This is a genomic window from Clostridioides sp. LIBA-6822 (assembly GCF_056688955.1).
Map to the genome: position 1 here is coordinate 2,925,396 of NZ_CP196995.1, position 19,254 is coordinate 2,944,649.

Genomic DNA, 19,254 nt, shown 5'->3' on the forward strand with positions numbered 1-19,254 from the left:
TTTCTATAAAAATAAGATATATGTTATTTTTTATTACCATTATCAACTGGTGGAGAAGATATGATTGAAAGTTTTCTAAGTTTTAGATTTGATTTAGGCTTTTGTTCTATATATGGCTTCAATAAATCAGCCATATTTTTAAGAAGACTTTCATATTCATTATCACTCATATATAGTAATGCTGAAGAGAAAAATACATTATCTTTTTTATGGTCTTGGTCTTTTCTACTAAAATATTCATTCATTTCCTGCATCAATCCTACATGAAAAGCTGTAGAAAGTGCAACAAATGTTTCCCCTTCCATAGATGATGTATATTCTTTTAGTGCATAAACTTTTTCAATAGTGCCACGTACACGGTTTTCTTTTACCACTTCAATCATATTGTTCTCTTCTAAAATTTTTACATGATGATAAACTGTTGCACGAGGAATATCATTTAGATATTTTACAATATCAGATGTTCGAACACTGCCATGAAGTCGGATATACTGTAAAATACGAAGTCTAGCAGGATTTAAAACCAATTTTACTATGTCCATCTTATCATCCCTTTCTTTAGTCTATAAAAACATTATAGTCTAATTTTTTAGACTATTCAAGTATATGATATAAATAGTAATTACAACTTAATCAAATAAATTTTTTAAATCTTTTTCATAATTTTCATATGATAGTCTTTCTATCCATTCCACTGCTATTTTTAATTCAATACTTCATCTTTAATAATAATAATTTTTGGATATTTAATCAATAAAAGAAAGGCTCTTTAAAGAGCCTTTCTTTTATTGATTAAATCCTAATATAGATAATGCTTTAGCATCATAGTACTTAGGCATTTTTTTTGTTGCACTTTCGAGTTTAGAAGAATTGAATTCTAATCTAATTCCAAGATCTTTATATGCTCCAACTTCAGTCCCATCAAATTCATACCATTTACCATCAATTTGTACATAGTTCCATGAGTGTCTTAAATTAAAATCTTCCTGATATAGTGAATTCATTCCCATTAGTCTTGTCAATATATGAAAGCTTTTTGCATAACCCTCACAGACACTTTTCTTTTCAATAAGATTATTATATACATTATAATTTCCTAGAACATAGTCTGCCTCTGTAACTAATTTTCCAGCTCTAGTAGCCTTTTCAAGGTCAGAAGCATTCTTCCAATCAAAACTATTTAGAAAGTTTCTGATTACTGAGATTTCCTTTTGAACATCGTTGTAAGAAATACGTTCTCTAATTGCTATTGTATTTATAGGATCACGGTCTCCAAAGTACAGGCTATGATATTTTTCACCTGCTAATGCAGCAGCATACGAACCCAATGCTTCCATTCCTTGATTTATATAATAATATTTTCCATCTGCTCGAAGTTCAATTCCATTTTCATTTCCTCCATAATTAATATCCCACCCCTCCTTATTAGTTGTGTTAAGACCAAGCTGTACTAACATTCCTTTGAGAGGATACTTCTCATCTGTATTCTTTTTAACTACACCTGTATTAGCATCACCTACATTATTAGTTACATTTAGACATTCTTTTATTATAGAATCATAAACAGTTCCTATTGCTGTTATTTTAGTCGCACCTTTAAGTATACTTTTGTTACTTCCATGCTCAACCAATACAACTGGTTTGCTTTTAGCTAGAGTTGAACCAATTAATGGATAAACTAATTCACTACCACTAGCTATGTAAAACTCTTTAGTATTACCATAAAACTGTTGGATTATCTTCTTATTAGTCTCATATCTATCACTTCCACCCAGTCTAGTTGCACCTAGTTTTTCTACAAGTTGATTACTCATAGTATTTGTCGAACCAAATGCAAATATTTTATTTCCTTCAATTTTGAATTCAGGCATATCTGAGCCATTAGTAAGTAATACAGGTATAGCATTTTTAAATGCAACTGAGGCTGCACTTATAGCATCAGCTTCTCCTTTAAACCCATTTGCTACTAACACATCACCTGAACTACCTTTTAATTCTAAAACCTTTTCACTCACCTTATAACTTGTACTAAGTCTATCTTTTCCTTCAATTCTTTCAATATCAATATTTTTTTCTTTTAGAACGCTTTCTACCTTACTGCCTATAGAATTATTTCCTCCTATTATATACACTTTTTTAACATTATTAAGTCTTTTTAATGTTGAGTCTAGTATCGTATTTTTCTTCGTCAATAATATTGGTGCATTTTCAACTCCAGCCAATCCACTTGCTGATAGACCATCTGCTAAGCTATTATCCACATTAATAAGGATTGCTTTAGTATAATTCTGTTTATCTGCAATAATGGCTGAAGTTTCATACTTGTCTCTACCCTTTATGTTATCAATCGAACTTAGTGCATTTGATGCTATTGGGAATGCAGAAATTGCTATCGACAGTGAAATTCCCATGGTTAATAATTTTTTGTGTATTCTCATAATATAAATCCCTCCTAGATATTATTTGTTCTACTGCAAGATGCATAAACACAGCCATGAAGTTGTGTATACATCTTATTATCCTTTTCTAGTCTATAAAAATATTATAATCTAATTTTCTATACTGTCTAAATCTATGATATAGAATTGTCAAGCAATCAACAGTGATTACTTGACAATTAAAATAATTTATTGATTAAATCCTAATAAGGATAATGCCTTAGCATCATAGGACTTATGCATTTGTTTTGTCGCATTTTCTAATCTGTAAGAATCAAATGCTAATGGAAGTTCAAATTTTGAAATCTGAGACCCATCAAATTCATACCATTTACCATCAATTTGTACATAATTCCAAGCATGTGGTAAACCACCTGCATTCATACCTGTCTGATATAGTGAATTCATTCCCATTAATCTTGTTAATATATGAAAGGTACTTGCAAAACTTTGACATAATCCTTTTTTTCCAATAAGATTATCATATACATCATTTGCTCCACCACCATATTTTGCCTCTGATACCAATTTTCCAGCTCTAGTAGCTTTTTCTAAGTCAGATGCATTTTTCCAATCAAAACTATTTAAAAAATTCCTTATTACTTCTAGTTCTTTTTGGGCTTCTTTGTAAGAAATTACTTCTCTACCTGCTATTATTGTTATAGGATCTAGGTCTCCAAAGCCCAGACTATTATATTTTTCACCTGCTAATGCAGCAGCATACGCACCCATTGCTGCATCTCCTTTATTTATATAATAATATTTTCCATCTGCTCGAAGTTCAATTCCATGAGCATTTCCTCCATAGTTTATATCCCATCCATTCTTATTAGTTGTGTTAAGACCAAGCTGTACTAACATTCCTTTGAGAGGATACTTCTCATCTGTATTGTTTTTGACTACACCTGTATTAGTGTCACCTACATTATTAGTTACATTTAGACATTCTTTTATTATAGAATCATAAATATTTCCTATTGCTGTTATTTTAGTCGCACCTTTAAGTATACTTTTGTTACTTCCATTTTCGACTAATACAATTGGTTTGTTTTTAGCTAGAGTTGAACCAATTAATGGATAAACTAAGTCACTACCACTAGCTACGTAAAATTCTTTGGCATTACCATAAAACTGTTGGATTATCTTCTTATTAGTCTCATATCTATCACTTCCACCTAGTCTAGTTGCCCCTAGTTTTTCTACAAGTTGATTACTCATAGTATTTGTCGAACCAAATGCAAATATTTTATTTCCTTTAATTTTGAATTCAGGCATATCTGAGCCATTAGTAAGTAATACAGGTATCGCATTTTTAAATGCAACTGAGGCTGCACTTATAGCATCAGCTTCTCCTTTAAACCCATTTGCTACTAACACATCACCTGAACTACCTTTTAATTCTAAAACCTTTTCACTCACCTTATAACTTGTACTAAGTCTATCTTTTCCTTCAATTCTTTCAGTATCAATATTTTTCCCCTTTAGATAACGCTCTACTATACTATCTATAGAATTATTTCCTCCTATTATATACACTTTTTTAACATTATTAAGTCTTTTTAATGTTGAGTCTGGTATCGTATTTTTCTTTGTCAATAATATTGGTGCATTTTCAACTCCAGCCAATCCACTTGCTGATAGACCATCTGCTAAACTATTATCCACATTGATAAGTATGGCTTTAGTATAATTTTGTTTATCTGCAACAATAGCTGAAGTTTCATACTTGTCTTTACCCTTTATGCTATCAATCGAACTTAGTGCATTTGATGTTATTGGAAAAATAGAAATTGCTATCGCCAGTGAAATCCCCATAGTTAATAATTTTTTGCATATTTTCATAGTATAAATCCCTCCTAAATATTATAGTTCTACTTAAATGATAGACTATAAAATGAAAAAAGTCATCTTAATCAATGGAAAATTTATCATAATTAACCATATAAATTTATATTTTTATAAATTTTTTTTACTAAACGCATAAAAATGAGTAATTTCTTGTATTATCTTATAATAATTGGAAATACTATCAAAATGTATGTTAATAGTTTGTATTATCTCAAAATATTTGTTCCAAAAATGAAATATTAATTTATATATATTAAAATATTCAAAACACAAAATATACCAACCCAAAACAAGATATTGCAAATTATTTATACAAAATCCATAATCTAAAAAATCAAAATAAAAAACATTATTAAAATATATAAATAATAATCCTTGATTTTTAGATTTATTTCTGTTAAAATCTAATATGTTGACGATGAATATGATAAAAAAATACAGGGAGGTGAACACGGTGGCAAATATAAAATCAGCTAAGAAAAGAATAGGTGTTATCGAAAAGAAAACTGCTTTAAATAGAGTTAGAAAATCTCAAATAAAAACTGCAATAAGAAGATTCGAAGATGCTGTTGCAGCTGGAAACAGAGAGGATGCTGTTGCTAAGTTCCAATACGCTCAAAAAAGAATATACCAAGTAGCTTCTAAAGGAACTATACATAAGAATGCTGCAGCTAGAAAAGTAGCTAAATTAGCTCAAAAATTAAACGGTATGAACGCTTAATTACCAGTTTATATTTCTTATATATAATAACCCCTATGCAGGGGTTTTTTATTTTGGAAATTTATACAATAAAAAATAAATAGTTAGATATTCTATAGTATATAAAGTAGACTAAATTTAGTCTACTTTGTTTTAAACTACAACAATCCTGCTATTTATTTTTTATCTATTATTAATTTATATAATTTGTCTTTTACAATACTTACTAACCAACATTTCTATCGCTAAGGTATCTCTTATAAGACCAGTCTTTATTTTATAATCACTTTCTAATATATAATTTAAGATTTCTACAATTATGTCATCAGAAAAATTTTTAGTTTGCTTTAATGCTTTTCCTACAACAAATTGATGCATTTTTAATTTATCAGCTATAAGTTTAGTTGAATATCCATCAAGTTGTAACTGTCTTACCTGCATTACTATTTTAAATTGTCTTGCTATCATAGAAAATATCCCTAAAACAGACTCACCTTCTTGTATCATATCATTCAATATTTTCATTGCATTAGAAGCATTTTGTTCTCCAATATAATCGATTAATTTAAATATATCATTCTCAACTTTTTTTTGAGATAATTTATCAATTACTTCATTAGTTACATTATTACCCTTACCAACAAACGAACTTATCTTATTTATCTCGTTTTCCAAATCAGATAAAGTCTTTTCACTACTCTTATCTCTATATCCTTCTTGTTCAATAAAATACATTATTTGAGAATTTTCTATTATAACTTCATTTAGAGTAAAAGATTTTTTTATCCACTTAAATAAGTCCATATCAGAAAGCTTATCACAATCAAAGACAATTCCATTATTTCCGATTTTCTTAACTAGAGATTTTCTTTTATCAACATCTCCATACACAACAAAAACTATAGTGGTAGTATCTGGAGTATTATCTAGATGCTCTATTAAGTATTTCTCATCACTATCAGTAAAGTTCTTTTTCTTTCCTTTTAATAGTTCAAAATCTTTTATTATTACTATCTTTCTATCATCCATAAATGGAAGTGTTTCTATAGAGCTTATAAGCTGATTTAAGACGATTTCCTTTCCATCTATTATATCTAAATTAAAATCAAGCATTCCCTCGTTTAGACTATCTTTAAATGCTTTTATTGCATTCTCAATTAAATAATACTCTCTTCCATAAAAAAGATACATCTTTTCAAAATTGTTCTCTTTTACATTCCTTATAATATCCTTGTAATCCATTTTCTTGCTCCTTTATCTCTTTTCCTTCTATGTAAAATATGTAAAAAAACACTCCTATGTAATAAATCACTACAATATAAAATTTAGGATTTTCTATATTAATATATGCAAAATTTAAATTGCTGAGTTTATCTAGTAAAAAAAATATGCTTTCTATCAATGAACTATTAAAAAAGGATATAATTTTAGCTATTACTACACTTACTTTAAATACTATTAAACTTGCAATACTCAAATACATTATTACACCTACAAATGGTACTATAATCAAATTTCCTATAACTGAAAGCAGTGGTATTCCTTTAAATGTGTAATAAATTATAGGTAGAGTTAATATATTTGATGATATTGTCAATGATACCATACTTAATTTTACAATACCATTTATTTTATTGTAGAATATCAATATAGAAAGTGTAGCTAAAAAAGACAATTGAAAACTTACATTATATATAACATAGGGGTTATTCATAATTAAAACTATCCCTATTAGAGACAATGTTGATATACCATCCTTTTTTCTATCAATAAATATTGATAGATAGAAAACTATAACAAATGTTATAGACCTAATTATGGATGGAGACGCACCTACCATTATACAATATAAAGTTATAAAAATCGACAATATTAATAATTTATACAATTTATTTATACCTCTTAATAAAAAAGATATAATTACACATAGTATACCTGTATGAAGACCAGATATAGATACTACATGACTAGTTCCTGTCCTAGTGAACAATTCTTTTTGTTCATCAGTAAGGTTTTCAACCTCAGCTAACAATATAGAATTTATAAAATCTGAGTTTTTCTTATATAAATATCTGTAAGTCTTACTTATATAAAACTTTATTTTTCCAACTAAAGAATATATTTTATTTTTACCAACAACTTTATAATTATTTATATATATTATACCTCTATATCCAGTACTTTTTATGTACCTTCCATAATCAAAATCATCATACTCCATTTTATCTAAGCTCTTAAATTTTCCTGTAATATTAACTTCTTGTCCAATTTTCAAATTTTTATTTCTTGAATAATCATTTATTAAAAAAACACCTACCTTATACTGATTGTATCTTTTCTTTTCAACTTTCCCTTTAACAACACCTTGTATAGTTATTATCTTATCATTGAATTTTTCATCTTTTTTCTTATTACTTGTGGTTATAAATGATATAACAATCACAAATATCAATACAATTAATAAAGGTCTTCTTATTTTAATTATAATCACTCCTATATAAAAACATATTATTTAGATTATTTTCAAATAGTAAATTTTTAAACAAGATAAATTATTATAAACAAAAGAATACGCCAAAAGATTTTAAAAATCTTTTGGCGTATTCTTTTTATATATATTCGTTTATATAGTTATTTCTTTTAGAAAAAATACACTTAAGTATTTCTATTGTTTCTTTTGAAACCCCTTCTAGATTATTTAAGAAAAGAGCTTCTTCTACATCTATATATGAAAATGATAACTGTGTTAAGGTATTTATATCTAATTTAATATCAAAACCTTCTTGAGGCTTTTCTATACCTTTTTTATCTAATTTTTCTACAGCTATCTTACGATTCTGTATAGAAACTTTAAATAGACCATTATTTTCATCTATAAACTTGTCTTCTATTAATAAGTTAACTGAACTATTAATATCCTCATCTACATATATATCTTCTATAAATTTCTTTACATTTATAACTCTTCCCATCATAAAAGGTTTTATTTTTATCTCACAATCTTTAGGGTTGTCTAATATAAGTCTTATTTTATCTATTATAGGAGCAGATATAGTAGCTATCTTACATTGAGTATTGTGATTATATATAAATTTAAGCATTGATTTAAGAGCATCTATATTTTTATAAAATAACTCTCTAACAAACATTTTGTCTCCTTGAAGAAAATAAACTATATATCCATCTTTTCCATTACCTTCATGAATGTATAAAAGCCCATCTTCACTTTGAATTTCTTTAAATAAGTTTTCATAATAATGTTCATCTTTTAACACATTACCATTAACCTCATTTAAAAAAGCTCTATCTATTTGTATCAAATCATCAATTTGTGATATATTAGCTTTTATCATCTTTCCACTTGACTTAAAATTTTTTAAATCATCTGTATTAAGAGTATATTCAATCTGGTCATAGCAATGTTCATATCCGAATCTTCTATAAAGTCTATAGTCGATTGGCATCAATATAGAAACTAATTGACCTTTTTTATACAATTCGTTTAAAGTAAATTTAATAACTTTACTCATATATCCAGTTCCTCTGCCTTCAGGAAGTGTGGAAACCCCTACTACATACGATGTATTGTATACCTTATTGTTTAGTATTAACTTATACTGATTTAGCTGAAGAGAGGAAACAATTTTTCCTTCATCTAAAGCTATTACAGTATTTTCATATTTATACTTATCATTGAAATAGTACTTCATAAAATTTTCACTATCATTAAAACAATAACTCCAAATTTCTTTTATACTTTCTATTTCTTCTTCTTTAGCATACCTAATCTCCATATAGTATATTAAGCCTCCCTAACACTGTACTTTTCAACAAATCTACAAGGATGGTAAGAAAGTTTAGCTTTTCTCAAACCTTCAATACCTAAATCTTCTTCTCTATTTACAAATTCAACATCTTTAAATTCATTTACCAAAAACTGTTGGTTTATAAATGGATATAAACCTCTTATATCAGGATTAGCTTTTTCTATATGAATAAGTGCCATATTTTTGTTTAAAAGCTCTCCTATACTGAATGCTTCTAATTTTCCATCCACATAAACACCAAACACTTTTACTCTATCTTTTAGTACATCATAATGGTTAAATATCTTTTTGATACCTACCAATTCATCATCCATACTTTCATCAAATTCATCATTTTCTTCCTTATTACTTTCCCATTCTTTCATTAATACTAAACATTCATTGAAGTTTTCTTTATCTAATAATTTGACTTCATATCTACCTGCGTATTCTTTTAAGAAATAATTTATATGGTTTCTCTTCTTTTGATTCTTTTTACCAGCTAAAGTTCTTAAACTTTCTGCATCATAAATATAGTCAAATAAATCTCTTTCTTCTATATACTCAAATCTATTTGGATATTTTTCTTTTAAAAATTCTACTACTTCAGTAGTAATACCTCTTAGGTATATTTTTTTATTATTTTTAGAAAAATATTCAAGCACAAAATCTACAACTTCTGGAAGCTTTTCTCTTTTAGCAAGTGGTAATATTGAGAAACTATCTCCCTCATATTCACCAACTAAAACAGCAAAATCTTCTCCTATATAATATCCTGTCTTATAAACATGTTGCCACATATATAAAGTACTAAAACAGTACTCACAAGCTTCATAATCTACTAAATCAAAATATGGGTCTAATTCCTTTTTTGAATTTAGTTCAATATCTTTGAAAAACATAAAATCCTCCTACCTTTTTTTATTGCTTAATTTTTTAAAATTTTATATCTATAAAAACTCCAATTTTGTTTTGGTATTAATTTCATTTATATTGTTTAAAATATAAAATATAATAAGTCATATATATCTTATATTACCCATCATAAAATTATATAAACATGTAATGACTGGAGTGATTTTTTATTGAGAAATAAAATTTTTTTATTAATACTTATTATAATATCACTTTTAAGCGGTTGTGACAAAAAATCTCTACTATCTATACATATGATAGATGTTGGACAAGGTGATAGTATTTTAGTACAAACACCTACAAATAAAAATATATTAATTGATGGAGGTGATGAGGATAGTGGAAATATAGTTACTAGTTATTTGAAACAGAGAAAAATAAAAACTATTGATGTGATAATAGCTACACATCCAGATTCTGACCATATAGGAAGTCTTGATAATGTTGTAAAAAAATTTAATGTAAGCTCCATATATATGCCTGAACAATCAACAAATAGTGAAGCTTATCAAAATCTAATAAATTCTTGTAATGACAAAAACCTCTCTATTCAGTATCTCTATAAAGACGATATTTTAAATATCGATAACAATATAAATATATATGTATTAAGTCCATCATATATACAAGAAGAATCAAATTTAAATTCAATAGTTTTCAAACTAACTTTTAATAATAACTCTTTTTTATTTATGGGTGATGCTGAGGAATCAATTGAAAAAGAAATCTTACATTCTTTTGAATTGAACAATATTAATTTTGTAAAAATAGGGCATCATGGAAGTAATTCATCATCATCTTTAGAATTTATAAAAAGAATTAATCCAGATATAGCTGCAATATCATGTGGATATAAAAATCAATATGGTCATCCCCACAGAGAAGTTCTCAACAATTTGAAACAAAACCATGTATCAATTTATAGAACAGATAAAATAGGTGATATTGTCTTTTATAGTGATGGAGAAATGATATTTACAAAATATAAATATGAAATAGATACATAATATAGAAAATAAAACTATAACTACATAATATAATTAGGCTAAAAGTATCAATATAAAATAGTTTCACATTGATGCTTTTAGCCTTCAAAATACGTATTTAAACTTTATAAATTAAAATATTTAGACTTATTGTTCTAATAATTCATTAACTATTACAGATGCAATTATTAGTCCTCCTACAGATGGAACAAATGATACACTACCAGGTGTTACTTTTCTCCCATTCATTACTTTCTTTTTAAGTTCTATTGGTTGTTCAGTTGAGTATACTACTTTTAATTTTTTAATCCCTCTATCTCTAAGCTCTTTCCTCATAACTTTAGCTAAAGGGCAAGTACTTGTTTTGTGTATATCAGTAACGACTATTTTAGTTGGGTCTAATTTATTTCCCATCCCCATAGAACTTATTATTTTTAAACCGTTTTTTTCACAGGTTTCAATTAGATGTATTTTAGAACTTACCATATCTATTGCATCCACAACATAATCATATCTTTCAGTCAATATTTCATCACTAGTGTCTTTATTATAAAGACTTCTTATTTTTTTTATATTGATATTAGGGTTTATATCCAAGATTCTCTCCTCCATTACATCAACTTTATACTTTCCTATAGTTGAATGTAAGGCTGGTATTTGTCTATTTATATTTGTTATATCCACATCATCAAAATCCACAATAGTAAGATTGCCAACTCCAGCTCTTGCTAGAGCTTCAACAGTAAAACTACCAACTCCTCCTACTCCAAATACTATTACATTTGAATTATTAAGTTTTTCTATTCCATCATCTCCAACTAGAAAACTAGTTCTCGTTGTAAAGTTATTTTCCATCTTTTCACTCTCCTAGATTTTTATCTAAACAATAATAGTATTATAAAATTTACATTATATAATACCAAAATATTATATATCATTAAAAGTAAATTATCTAAATTTAAAAAGGTATCTTTTAATATTAAAAGATACCTTTTATATACTGGCGGGAATGCGTGGGAATCGAACCCACCTAAGAGGCTCTTAACCCCTCATACTAGTTTTGAAGACTAGAGGGCACACCGGCACCCATCCACTCCCATAATGAAATGCGTCTCAACGAAATCTATAATATCATATATTTTGACTCTTTGCAACAATTTTTATAGATTTATCTGATAGTAAATTATAATTTAAATAGCTTTTATCTATACATGGTTAAAATTTACTTTTTTATTATATGCTTAAAATTAAAAACTGGAAATTATATTTTATTTATATACAAAGAGTTCCCTCTCTATATTAATCAAAATATAATTTCCAGTACAAATATAGATTATATAATTATTTTAATATACGTATATCTATAGTTTTTCTTCCCCAGTTATAAACTGTTTTTGAGTCATTCATAAATATATCAATTTTATTTCCTTTTATTGCTCCACCACAGTCTTCTGCAGTAAATACCATATCAAATTGAGGTATATAAACCTTAGTTCCATATGGTATAACCTTAGGGTCTACAGCTATTGTTCCCCACTTAGGCTTTGTTCCTGTAGCAGTTATACTATGACCACTATATGCAGTTGCTACTACTCTCATATTTTTACCATTGTTACTACTACTATTACTAGATGATGATGAAGCCATTCTTCTTGAGTTTTCTCCCCTTGACGAAGCTACTTGCATCTCTACTTTTGTTCCTTTGCTTACAACCTTGTTTACAGGCTCAGCTTTAACAACCTTTTTCACAAATTCCTTTTCTACTTTCTTTCCATTGTGATAAGTTTCTTTATATATTAATTCACTTTTTCCAGATTTTCCTTCTTCTTTAACTTCAGAGTCTCCCTTTGATAAAGAACCATCTTCAACAACTGTAACTTCAAATGGAATATCTTTAGTTTCTACAACTGTTTTTTCCTTTACATCAATTACTTCTATTTTATCTCCATTAGATAATTTTGAGTTTTCATCTAAAGTAACTATATCATTTGCATCATAACTAATGTTTTGAGATTCTAGAAGGTCTCCTACATTAGAACTAAATGTCGATATAGTTCTTTCTTCTCCCTTTACTACTAATGTTACTTGTTTATTAAGTGCAGAGTACCCCGATAATATCCCAACTGATAAAACAACCGCCATCACCGAGACTTTAGCATTACTCAATTTTTTAAAATTCATATAAACTTTCCTCCCTCAAATTTTTTACACTATATATTTTGCTTCGTAAAATTCTGCTTTGTAAATTTCTTTTTTTGTTTGTGTTTTTTGTGTAACTAAATTGTAACTATTTTTTCAAGAGTTGTCAACTTGACAAAAAAATAGAAATATGCATATATAGTATTTTCAACTATTCACACATATTTCTATTAGTTACAACAATGTCATTGTTTATTGTTGTTTTGTTATCATTTTGTTACCTTTTAATCTTATATATTTTCTATTTGCCAATTAATAGGTTCTTTTCCTAATTTTTCTAGAATTTCATTTATCTTAGAGAAGTGTTTACATCCAAAAAAACCTTTACTTGCTGATAATGGGCTTGGATGAGGTGCTTCTAAAATATAATGCTTACTTGTATCAATCAACTCTACTTTTTTACGTGCATTACTTCCCCATAATACGAAAATAACTGGGTCTTCACGTTCACTTAAAATAGAGATTACTCTATCCGTGAAAATTTCCCACCCTTTATTTTTATGAGAATTAGCTTCATGTGCTCTAACAGTAAGAGCAGTATTTAAAAGTAACACTCCTTGGTCTGCCCAAGGCATCAAATATCCATTGTTAGGTATAAAACATCCTAAATCTTCTTTTAACTCTTTATACATATTTAATAAAGATGGTGGAGTTTTCACTTGTGGTTGAACTGAAAAAGCTAAACCATGAGCTTGATTATCTCCATGATAGGGGTCTTGTCCAAGTATCAAAACTTTTGTATCTTTATATGAAGTATGTTTCAAAGCTTCATATATATTATGCATATTGGGGAATATTTGACGTGTCTTATATTCTTCTATAAGAAATTTTCTTAAATTTAAATAGTAATCTTTTTCAAATTCTTCTTTCAATAATTCATTCCAATCATTTTCTAAGTTAACCATAATTATCACCAATTCCTTTCAATTATTTTATTATTTTATTTAGAAATTATATCTTCTTGATTATCGTCCTTTTCATTTGTATTTATTTTTATACTAACTCTATTAGGTATACAAACTATACTTTGACTTGGTTTATTTATAAAACCAGTATGTACACAAACCTTATCAGGACATGAGGCATCTACTATTTCTACCCCTTTATCATGAATCTTGACTATATTATACCCCCCTCTATTCTCTATTTTAAATTCTTCTCTGGCATCTATTGGAACAGTCTTATACAATTTATTATCTACATAAATCTCAATACTTCCAGCATTTTTAGAATTTATAACATTTATTATCCCATAACATGCTGTAATAACAACTAAAATGCCTAAAATAAGAAGAATGTCTTTTTTCTTCATTTTTTGTCCTCCTATGAAATTATGTTATAATAAAATAATAACACAATTTCATAGGAGGAATATACCATGAATAAGAAAAAAATCACATTTATTTTTGTGATATTGATTTTAGCATTAATTTTATTTTCATTTTTTAGGAGTTCAAGCCAGAATACTAAATATAGTAAAACTAGCTATTACCTTGGTACAGTAAATGAAGTTACTGTATTTAATATAAAAGAATCCAAAAGTGATAAAATCTTAAATGAATGTGATTCAATTTTAAGATATATTGACAATAAAATGAGTACTCATATACCAGGAAGTGATGTTTCTAAGATAAATGATAATGCTGGAAAGAGTTTTGTCAAAGTTTCAGACGATACGTTTTTCGTTGTAAAAGAGGCAATCCAATATTCTAAATTATCAAGTGGGTATTTTGATATAACAGTTGGTCCAATATCAAACTTGTGGGCAATTGGAACAGATAAAGCCAAAGTGCCAAGTGATTCTGAAATAAAAGAGCTTTTGCCTCTAATTGATTATAAGAATATTATATTGGATGAAAAAAATAAATCTATAAAATTGACCAAAGAAAATATGAAAATTGATTTAGGTGCAATAGCTAAAGGATATGCTGCTGATAAAATTGTGGCCTATCTAAAATCAGAAGGTATACAAAAAGGTTTAGTAAATTTAGGAGGTAATATATTTACCTTAGAAAATGGTAAAAATGATAAACCTTTTAAAATAGGTATTCAAGACCCAACTAGTAAAAATGGAGAATCTATAGGAAATATAGAAACCACAAACAAATCTGTTGTTACTTCTGGAATTTATGAAAGATTTATAGAAAAGGATGGCAAAATATATCACCACATGCTAAATCCGTTTACAGGGTATCCTTTTGAAAATGGCTTAAGTAGTGTAACAATAATATCTGATAAATCTATTAATTGTGATGCTTTATCTACTTCTACCTTTGGACTTGGACTTGAAAAAGGTATGGATTTAATTAATAGTATTGATAATGTAGATGCTATATTTATAACTAAGGATAAAAAAGTATACTTGACTAAGGGTATAAAAGATAATTTTAAACTTACTGACAAAGCCTTTTCTATTAAAAAACTAAATAAATAGTAAAATTCGATAAACTATGTTATAAGAAATAAATCATACTGACAACAATAAAATTTAAGAATTTGACAGCAATAAAAAAGCACCTTATTATATTCAAGGTGCTTTTCATAACATTCTATTAGTTTTTACAAATAATTTATATTTTACTCTATAAAGCTTTCTTTATCATATTTTCAAATACATAATCACTCAAATAATATTATACTTATTGAAACAAAACTTATTTCCTTATTTTTTAAAATTATTTTATAAAGACTTTAAAAATAACTCCATTCTATTTAAAGCTTCAATTACATTTTCTTTTTGAGTTCCTAAGTTTATTCTAACATAATTCTCACCATCTTTTACAAAATGGCTCCCATCCTCCAACAATACTCCTGTATCAACAGCCAACTTATCTGTAAATTCACTTGCACTTATACCTAATCCACTTATATCCATCCAAGCTAAATAAGATGATTCCATCTTCATCAATTTAATATTATTATATTTATCTACCCAAGTTCCTAAAAGTTCATAATTTGATTTTATATATTCATTTACACCATTTAACCACTCACGACATTCATTATAAGCAGTTATCAATCCTATAATTCCAAATACATTTGGAGAAGTTATAGAGTTTTGCTTTAGTTTATCTCTAAATCTATCTCTTATGTTCTTATTTATAACTATTGAGTAAGAAGTCTTTAATCCACCAAGATTAAACCCTTTATTTGGTGATGTCAATAGAATAACATTTTCTAAAAGCTCTTTTTCAAGTTTAAGTATTGAGTTAAACTCACCATAATGAATATGTTCTGCATGTACTTCATCTGCAACCAAAATAACATTATTTTCTTTACATATAGTTGCTACTTTTGTCATTTCTTCAATTGACCATATTCTTCCAGATGGATTATGTGGTGTACAAAACATCATTAACTTAGGTTTATTTTCTTTAATTTGAGCTTCTAATTTATCAAAGTTTATATAATATCTATCATTTATAATATCTAATGTATTACAAACTATATTTACACCTTGCTTTTTTGCTGATGATTCAAAAGGGTCATAAACTGGTGTATTTAATATTATACTATCCCCCTTTTGACAAAAAGCTTGTACTACATAGTGAAGTGTTGATACAGTTCCATAAGTCAATGTAATCCATTCTCTTTCTACATTTACTTTATGCATATCATTTTGCCATCTGATAACTGAATCATAAAATTCATCATAACAGTATGTATATCCAAATACACCTCTTTTTACAGCTTCAATAAATTTATTTTCTATTTCTGTTGGTATTTTAAAGTCCATATCAGCAATCCACATTGGTACAAAATCTTCTCTTATATCTCCAAACTTATCTCTTATAATATTTAAATCCCATTTTCTACACTTTTCACTTACTCTATCTGGTCTATCATCAAAATTATACATTTAAATTTACCTCTTCTTTTCTAATTATCTTACTTATTATAAAATATTAATCTAATTCATTTTTAACTTACAACAATTAAATCTTTAGTAGATGTAGTCAATCTCACACATCCATCTTGTGTTATAAGCACATCATCTTCTATTCTTACGCCTCCAAGATTTGGTACATATATACCTGGCTCTATAGTTACAATCATACCTTCTTTTAATACTTCATTTGATTCAGGAGCTAATGCAGGATATTCATGTACCATGATACCTACACCATGACCTAAGTTATGACCAAAATTATCAGCATATCCATATGAGCCAATTATATCTCTTGCAATTTTATCTATTTCACCAGTAGTCATGCCTGGTTTTAAAACCTTTATACACTCTTCATTGGCTTCTTTTACTATATTATATATTTCTTCTAACTCTTTGTTTATAGTACCCATACAAATAGTTCTAGTAATATCTGAACAATAATTATTGTATTTAGCACCAAAATCAAAAGTCACAAAATCACCATACTCTATAATTTTTTCACTGGCTTTTCCATGAGGTAATGCTCCTCTCAATCCAGATGCTACTATTGTATCAAAAGACTCTTTTTGACCACCCAACTCTTTTATAAATCTAACAATTTCATTTTCAACTTGCTTTTCAGTCATACCAACTTTTATAAAATCAATTATATGATAAAATGTAGCATCCACTATTTCACAAGCTTTTTTTATATATTTTATTTCATCTTCATCTTTTTCTTTTCTTAAAGTAGATAAATCAACCGATTTTAAAGTTACACTCAACCTTTGACTCATATTCTTGTATGAATCAAAAGATACCTCGCTTCCTTCAAATCCAATTTCTTTTATATTTTGATTTTCACAAATTTCATTTACTATATCAAAATATGTTCTGTTTTTATCCATTAAAATGACATCAAATAAATTTGATTTTCTTTTAATTTCTTCAAAATATCTAAAGTCTACTATTATATATTGTTTCCTTTTAGTTATAAAAACATAGCCTGATGAACTAAATAGATTTCCAATATAAAATTTATTGGTAGAACTATTAATAAGAATTCCATCTATATCATATTTTTCTAGATACTTTCTTATTTTTTCTATTTTACTCATATTTTTATACACCACCTTTAATTGATATATAGGTAAGGCTGGTAATATTAATTAAAACAATATTACCAGCCAAAGTTATCATAAATAAACTTAAATGTTAGTCTATATAATCCACAACAAGTTTACCCTCTTTTATTAATTTATTTCTATAGAATATATTTCCTACAGCTATGAATATAGCACCAACTGCTATACCTATTATATACCCAAATAAATTGTCAACTAAAGGCCATGCCCATACTGCTGACTCTGGGAACCATTGAATTGCGCCTAGAACTATACCTGTAATCGCTCCTATTACACTTCCCACTATGTTTAAAGGTATAACAAAACCTGGTCTTTCAAGTGCAAATGGTATTGCTCCCTCAGATATACCCATAAATGATAGGAATATAGAAGTTTTTCCTGCTTGATAGAATTGTCTATCATATACTCTTCTTCCTACTAATCTTTTATCTAATAAAGTTGTTAATCCTAATCCAATTGGAGGAACAACTATAGCTATTGTTCTTGCTGTTATTGGCAGTACATTCTCTGTAGTTAAACCAAGTGCAACGAATCCTGCCGCTTTATTTATTGGTCCTCCTAAGTCAAACGCTGTAGCTGCTGCTAAAGCTGTTGCATATACATATTCTCCAGCTGCTCCTGCTGCTGTTAAGAAGTTTTTCATACTTTCATTAATTAACCCACCAAATGGAGTTATTATAAATATCATTAATATCATACAAGTTAATGATGCTATTAGTGGTATTAAAAATGTTGTCTTAAAAGCTAACCAGTTATGAGAAACCTTTATAGATTTATTTAACCATTTTACAAAATATCCTATTATAAATGCTATTAATATTGCACCTAAAAATCCTGATGCAACTGGAACAACTTCAGTCCATTGCCCATCCACAAATTGTGGAACACCTACAGGTTTATTAGCTATATATCCGCCTATAAAACCTGCAATTAAAGCTGTTTTTCCACCTATAGAGTTTGCACAAAATGCTGCAAATAGTGGTATTGCAAATCCAAATAAAGTAAATCCGAAATTTGACATTAATTGTGCCATATTTAAAAGAGTAAGTTTAAATCCTGTAAAATCACCTGAGTTCATAGCATCAACTATACCTACAGATGGGTCAAGCCCTAATATAGCATATGGTATTAATTGAGATAAAGCTCCTATAAGTCCACCCATTACTAAGACTGGTATCATATATGATATACCTGTCATTATATGCTTACTTATTTCCTTCCATTTTCCATTTCCCTTTGATTGAGTTGGATTAGATGGAGTAGGCTTTCCTACATTATTTCCTCCTGTTGTAGAAGCGCCTGAACTGTTTATAACTTTTTTCTTAATTGCCATTCTCTTTCCTCCACAA

The 19,254-nt window shown here is 27.6% G+C and carries 17 protein-coding genes and 1 tRNA gene; 3 read left to right on the forward strand and 15 right to left on the reverse strand.

Annotated elements, in window-relative coordinates; all coding sequences use genetic code 11:
* Positions 1–23: 23 nt before the first annotated feature.
* The 3 genes from ACTG48_RS14280 to ACTG48_RS14290 all read right to left on the reverse strand — a co-directional run bounded on the left by ACTG48_RS14280 (position 24) and on the right by ACTG48_RS14290 (position 4,280).
* Complete coding sequence (locus ACTG48_RS14280) at positions 24–542, reverse strand: helix-turn-helix domain-containing protein (protein ID WP_021385313.1); 519 nt, start codon at positions 540–542, stop codon at positions 24–26.
* Positions 543–785: 243 nt separating this feature from the next.
* On the reverse strand, positions 786–2,438 hold the full coding sequence (locus ACTG48_RS14285; RefSeq protein WP_479917201.1) for a cell wall-binding repeat-containing protein: 1,653 nt from the start codon (positions 2,436–2,438) through the stop codon (positions 786–788).
* A 189-nt stretch (positions 2,439–2,627) separates the two neighbouring features.
* Positions 2,628–4,280 carry a cell wall-binding repeat-containing protein gene (locus ACTG48_RS14290; protein ID WP_479917202.1) on the reverse strand — a complete coding sequence of 551 codons (1,653 nt, stop codon included), beginning with the start codon at positions 4,278–4,280 and terminating at the stop codon, positions 2,628–2,630.
* A 460-nt stretch (positions 4,281–4,740) separates the two neighbouring features.
* Between ACTG48_RS14290 and rpsT the strand changes: the two genes are divergently transcribed.
* On the forward strand, positions 4,741–5,007 hold the full coding sequence (rpsT, locus tag ACTG48_RS14295) for a 30S ribosomal protein S20 (RefSeq protein WP_021385419.1): 267 nt from the start codon (positions 4,741–4,743) through the stop codon (positions 5,005–5,007).
* A gap of 177 nt (positions 5,008–5,184) precedes the next feature.
* On the opposite strand, the gene holA is transcribed toward rpsT, so the two are convergent.
* The 4 genes from holA to ACTG48_RS14315 form a co-directional block, all read right to left on the reverse strand.
* On the reverse strand, positions 5,185–6,228 hold the full coding sequence (gene holA, locus ACTG48_RS14300) for a DNA polymerase III subunit delta (RefSeq protein WP_021385390.1): 1,044 nt from the start codon (positions 6,226–6,228) through the stop codon (positions 5,185–5,187).
* On the reverse strand, positions 6,182–7,483 hold the full coding sequence (locus ACTG48_RS14305; protein ID WP_479918800.1) for a ComEC/Rec2 family competence protein: 1,302 nt from the start codon (positions 7,481–7,483) through the stop codon (positions 6,182–6,184). The genes holA and ACTG48_RS14305 overlap by 47 nt, the downstream gene beginning before the upstream one ends.
* A gap of 112 nt (positions 7,484–7,595) precedes the next feature.
* Positions 7,596–8,780 (reverse strand): GNAT family N-acetyltransferase, encoded by a 1,185-nt coding sequence (locus ACTG48_RS14310; protein ID WP_479917203.1) that lies wholly within the window; start codon positions 8,778–8,780, stop codon positions 7,596–7,598.
* Between the two features lie 8 nt (positions 8,781–8,788).
* Complete coding sequence (locus ACTG48_RS14315) at positions 8,789–9,694, reverse strand: DUF2156 domain-containing protein (protein WP_021385469.1); 906 nt, start codon at positions 9,692–9,694, stop codon at positions 8,789–8,791.
* 183 nt (positions 9,695–9,877) lie between these two features.
* Here ACTG48_RS14315 and ACTG48_RS14320 point away from each other — a divergent pair, with 183 nt between their 5' ends.
* Positions 9,878–10,714: a ComEC/Rec2 family competence protein gene (locus tag ACTG48_RS14320; protein WP_044213738.1), complete on the forward strand. Its 837-nt coding sequence runs from the start codon at positions 9,878–9,880 to the stop codon at positions 10,712–10,714.
* A gap of 126 nt (positions 10,715–10,840) precedes the next feature.
* Here ACTG48_RS14320 and ACTG48_RS14325 read toward each other — a convergent pair whose 3' ends face one another.
* The 5 genes from ACTG48_RS14325 to ACTG48_RS14345 all read right to left on the reverse strand — a co-directional run bounded on the left by ACTG48_RS14325 (position 10,841) and on the right by ACTG48_RS14345 (position 14,204).
* Positions 10,841–11,548, reverse strand: a complete 708-nt coding sequence (locus ACTG48_RS14325; protein WP_479917204.1) for a tRNA threonylcarbamoyladenosine dehydratase — start codon at positions 11,546–11,548, stop codon at positions 10,841–10,843.
* Positions 11,549–11,694: 146 nt separating this feature from the next.
* A tRNA-Sec gene (locus ACTG48_RS14330) sits at positions 11,695–11,791 on the reverse strand.
* A gap of 243 nt (positions 11,792–12,034) precedes the next feature.
* Complete coding sequence (locus ACTG48_RS14335) at positions 12,035–12,874, reverse strand: G5 domain-containing protein (RefSeq protein WP_021385564.1); 840 nt, start codon at positions 12,872–12,874, stop codon at positions 12,035–12,037.
* A 248-nt stretch (positions 12,875–13,122) separates the two neighbouring features.
* Positions 13,123–13,797: a uracil-DNA glycosylase gene (locus tag ACTG48_RS14340; RefSeq protein ID WP_021385356.1), complete on the reverse strand. Its 675-nt coding sequence runs from the start codon at positions 13,795–13,797 to the stop codon at positions 13,123–13,125.
* A gap of 35 nt (positions 13,798–13,832) precedes the next feature.
* Positions 13,833–14,204: a NusG domain II-containing protein gene (locus ACTG48_RS14345; protein WP_021385551.1), complete on the reverse strand. Its 372-nt coding sequence runs from the start codon at positions 14,202–14,204 to the stop codon at positions 13,833–13,835.
* 66 nt (positions 14,205–14,270) lie between these two features.
* On the opposite strand from ACTG48_RS14345, the gene ACTG48_RS14350 reads away from it, so the two are divergent.
* Positions 14,271–15,326 carry an FAD:protein FMN transferase gene (locus ACTG48_RS14350; RefSeq protein WP_479917205.1) on the forward strand — a complete coding sequence of 352 codons (1,056 nt, stop codon included), beginning with the start codon at positions 14,271–14,273 and terminating at the stop codon, positions 15,324–15,326.
* Between the two features lie 246 nt (positions 15,327–15,572).
* On the opposite strand, the gene ACTG48_RS14355 is transcribed toward ACTG48_RS14350, so the two are convergent.
* The 3 genes from ACTG48_RS14355 to ACTG48_RS14365 all read right to left on the reverse strand — a co-directional run bounded on the left by ACTG48_RS14355 (position 15,573) and on the right by ACTG48_RS14365 (position 19,238).
* Complete coding sequence (locus ACTG48_RS14355) at positions 15,573–16,751, reverse strand: MalY/PatB family protein (RefSeq protein ID WP_479917206.1); 1,179 nt, start codon at positions 16,749–16,751, stop codon at positions 15,573–15,575.
* Between the two features lie 62 nt (positions 16,752–16,813).
* Positions 16,814–17,878, reverse strand: a complete 1,065-nt coding sequence (locus tag ACTG48_RS14360; RefSeq protein ID WP_479917207.1) for an aminopeptidase P family protein — start codon at positions 17,876–17,878, stop codon at positions 16,814–16,816.
* Positions 17,879–17,975: 97 nt separating this feature from the next.
* Positions 17,976–19,238, reverse strand: a complete 1,263-nt coding sequence (locus ACTG48_RS14365; protein ID WP_479917208.1) for a PTS fructose transporter subunit IIC — start codon at positions 19,236–19,238, stop codon at positions 17,976–17,978.
* Between the last annotated feature and the right edge of the window lie 16 nt (positions 19,239–19,254).

Coding starts and splice junctions, on each gene's coding strand:
- ACTG48_RS14280 (WP_021385313.1), bottom strand. CDS start 542: ATGGACATAGTAAAATTGGTTTTAAATCCTGCTAGACTTCGTATTTTA.
- ACTG48_RS14285 (WP_479917201.1), bottom strand. CDS start 2,438: ATGAGAATACACAAAAAATTATTAACCATGGGAATTTCACTGTCGATA.
- ACTG48_RS14290 (WP_479917202.1), bottom strand. CDS start 4,280: ATGAAAATATGCAAAAAATTATTAACTATGGGGATTTCACTGGCGATA.
- holA (WP_021385390.1), bottom strand. CDS start 6,228: ATGGATTACAAGGATATTATAAGGAATGTAAAAGAGAACAATTTTGAA.
- ACTG48_RS14310 (WP_479917203.1), bottom strand. CDS start 8,780: ATGGAGATTAGGTATGCTAAAGAAGAAGAAATAGAAAGTATAAAAGAA.
- ACTG48_RS14315 (WP_021385469.1), bottom strand. CDS start 9,694: ATGTTTTTCAAAGATATTGAACTAAATTCAAAAAAGGAATTAGACCCA.
- ACTG48_RS14325 (WP_479917204.1), bottom strand. CDS start 11,548: ATGGAAAATAACTTTACAACGAGAACTAGTTTTCTAGTTGGAGATGAT.
- ACTG48_RS14335 (WP_021385564.1), bottom strand. CDS start 12,874: ATGAATTTTAAAAAATTGAGTAATGCTAAAGTCTCGGTGATGGCGGTT.
- ACTG48_RS14340 (WP_021385356.1), bottom strand. CDS start 13,797: ATGGTTAACTTAGAAAATGATTGGAATGAATTATTGAAAGAAGAATTT.
- ACTG48_RS14345 (WP_021385551.1), bottom strand. CDS start 14,204: ATGAAGAAAAAAGACATTCTTCTTATTTTAGGCATTTTAGTTGTTATT.
- ACTG48_RS14350 (WP_479917205.1), top strand. CDS start 14,271: ATGAATAAGAAAAAAATCACATTTATTTTTGTGATATTGATTTTAGCA.
- ACTG48_RS14355 (WP_479917206.1), bottom strand. CDS start 16,751: ATGTATAATTTTGATGATAGACCAGATAGAGTAAGTGAAAAGTGTAGA.
- ACTG48_RS14360 (WP_479917207.1), bottom strand. CDS start 17,878: ATGAGTAAAATAGAAAAAATAAGAAAGTATCTAGAAAAATATGATATA.
- ACTG48_RS14365 (WP_479917208.1), bottom strand. CDS start 19,238: ATGGCAATTAAGAAAAAAGTTATAAACAGTTCAGGCGCTTCTACAACA.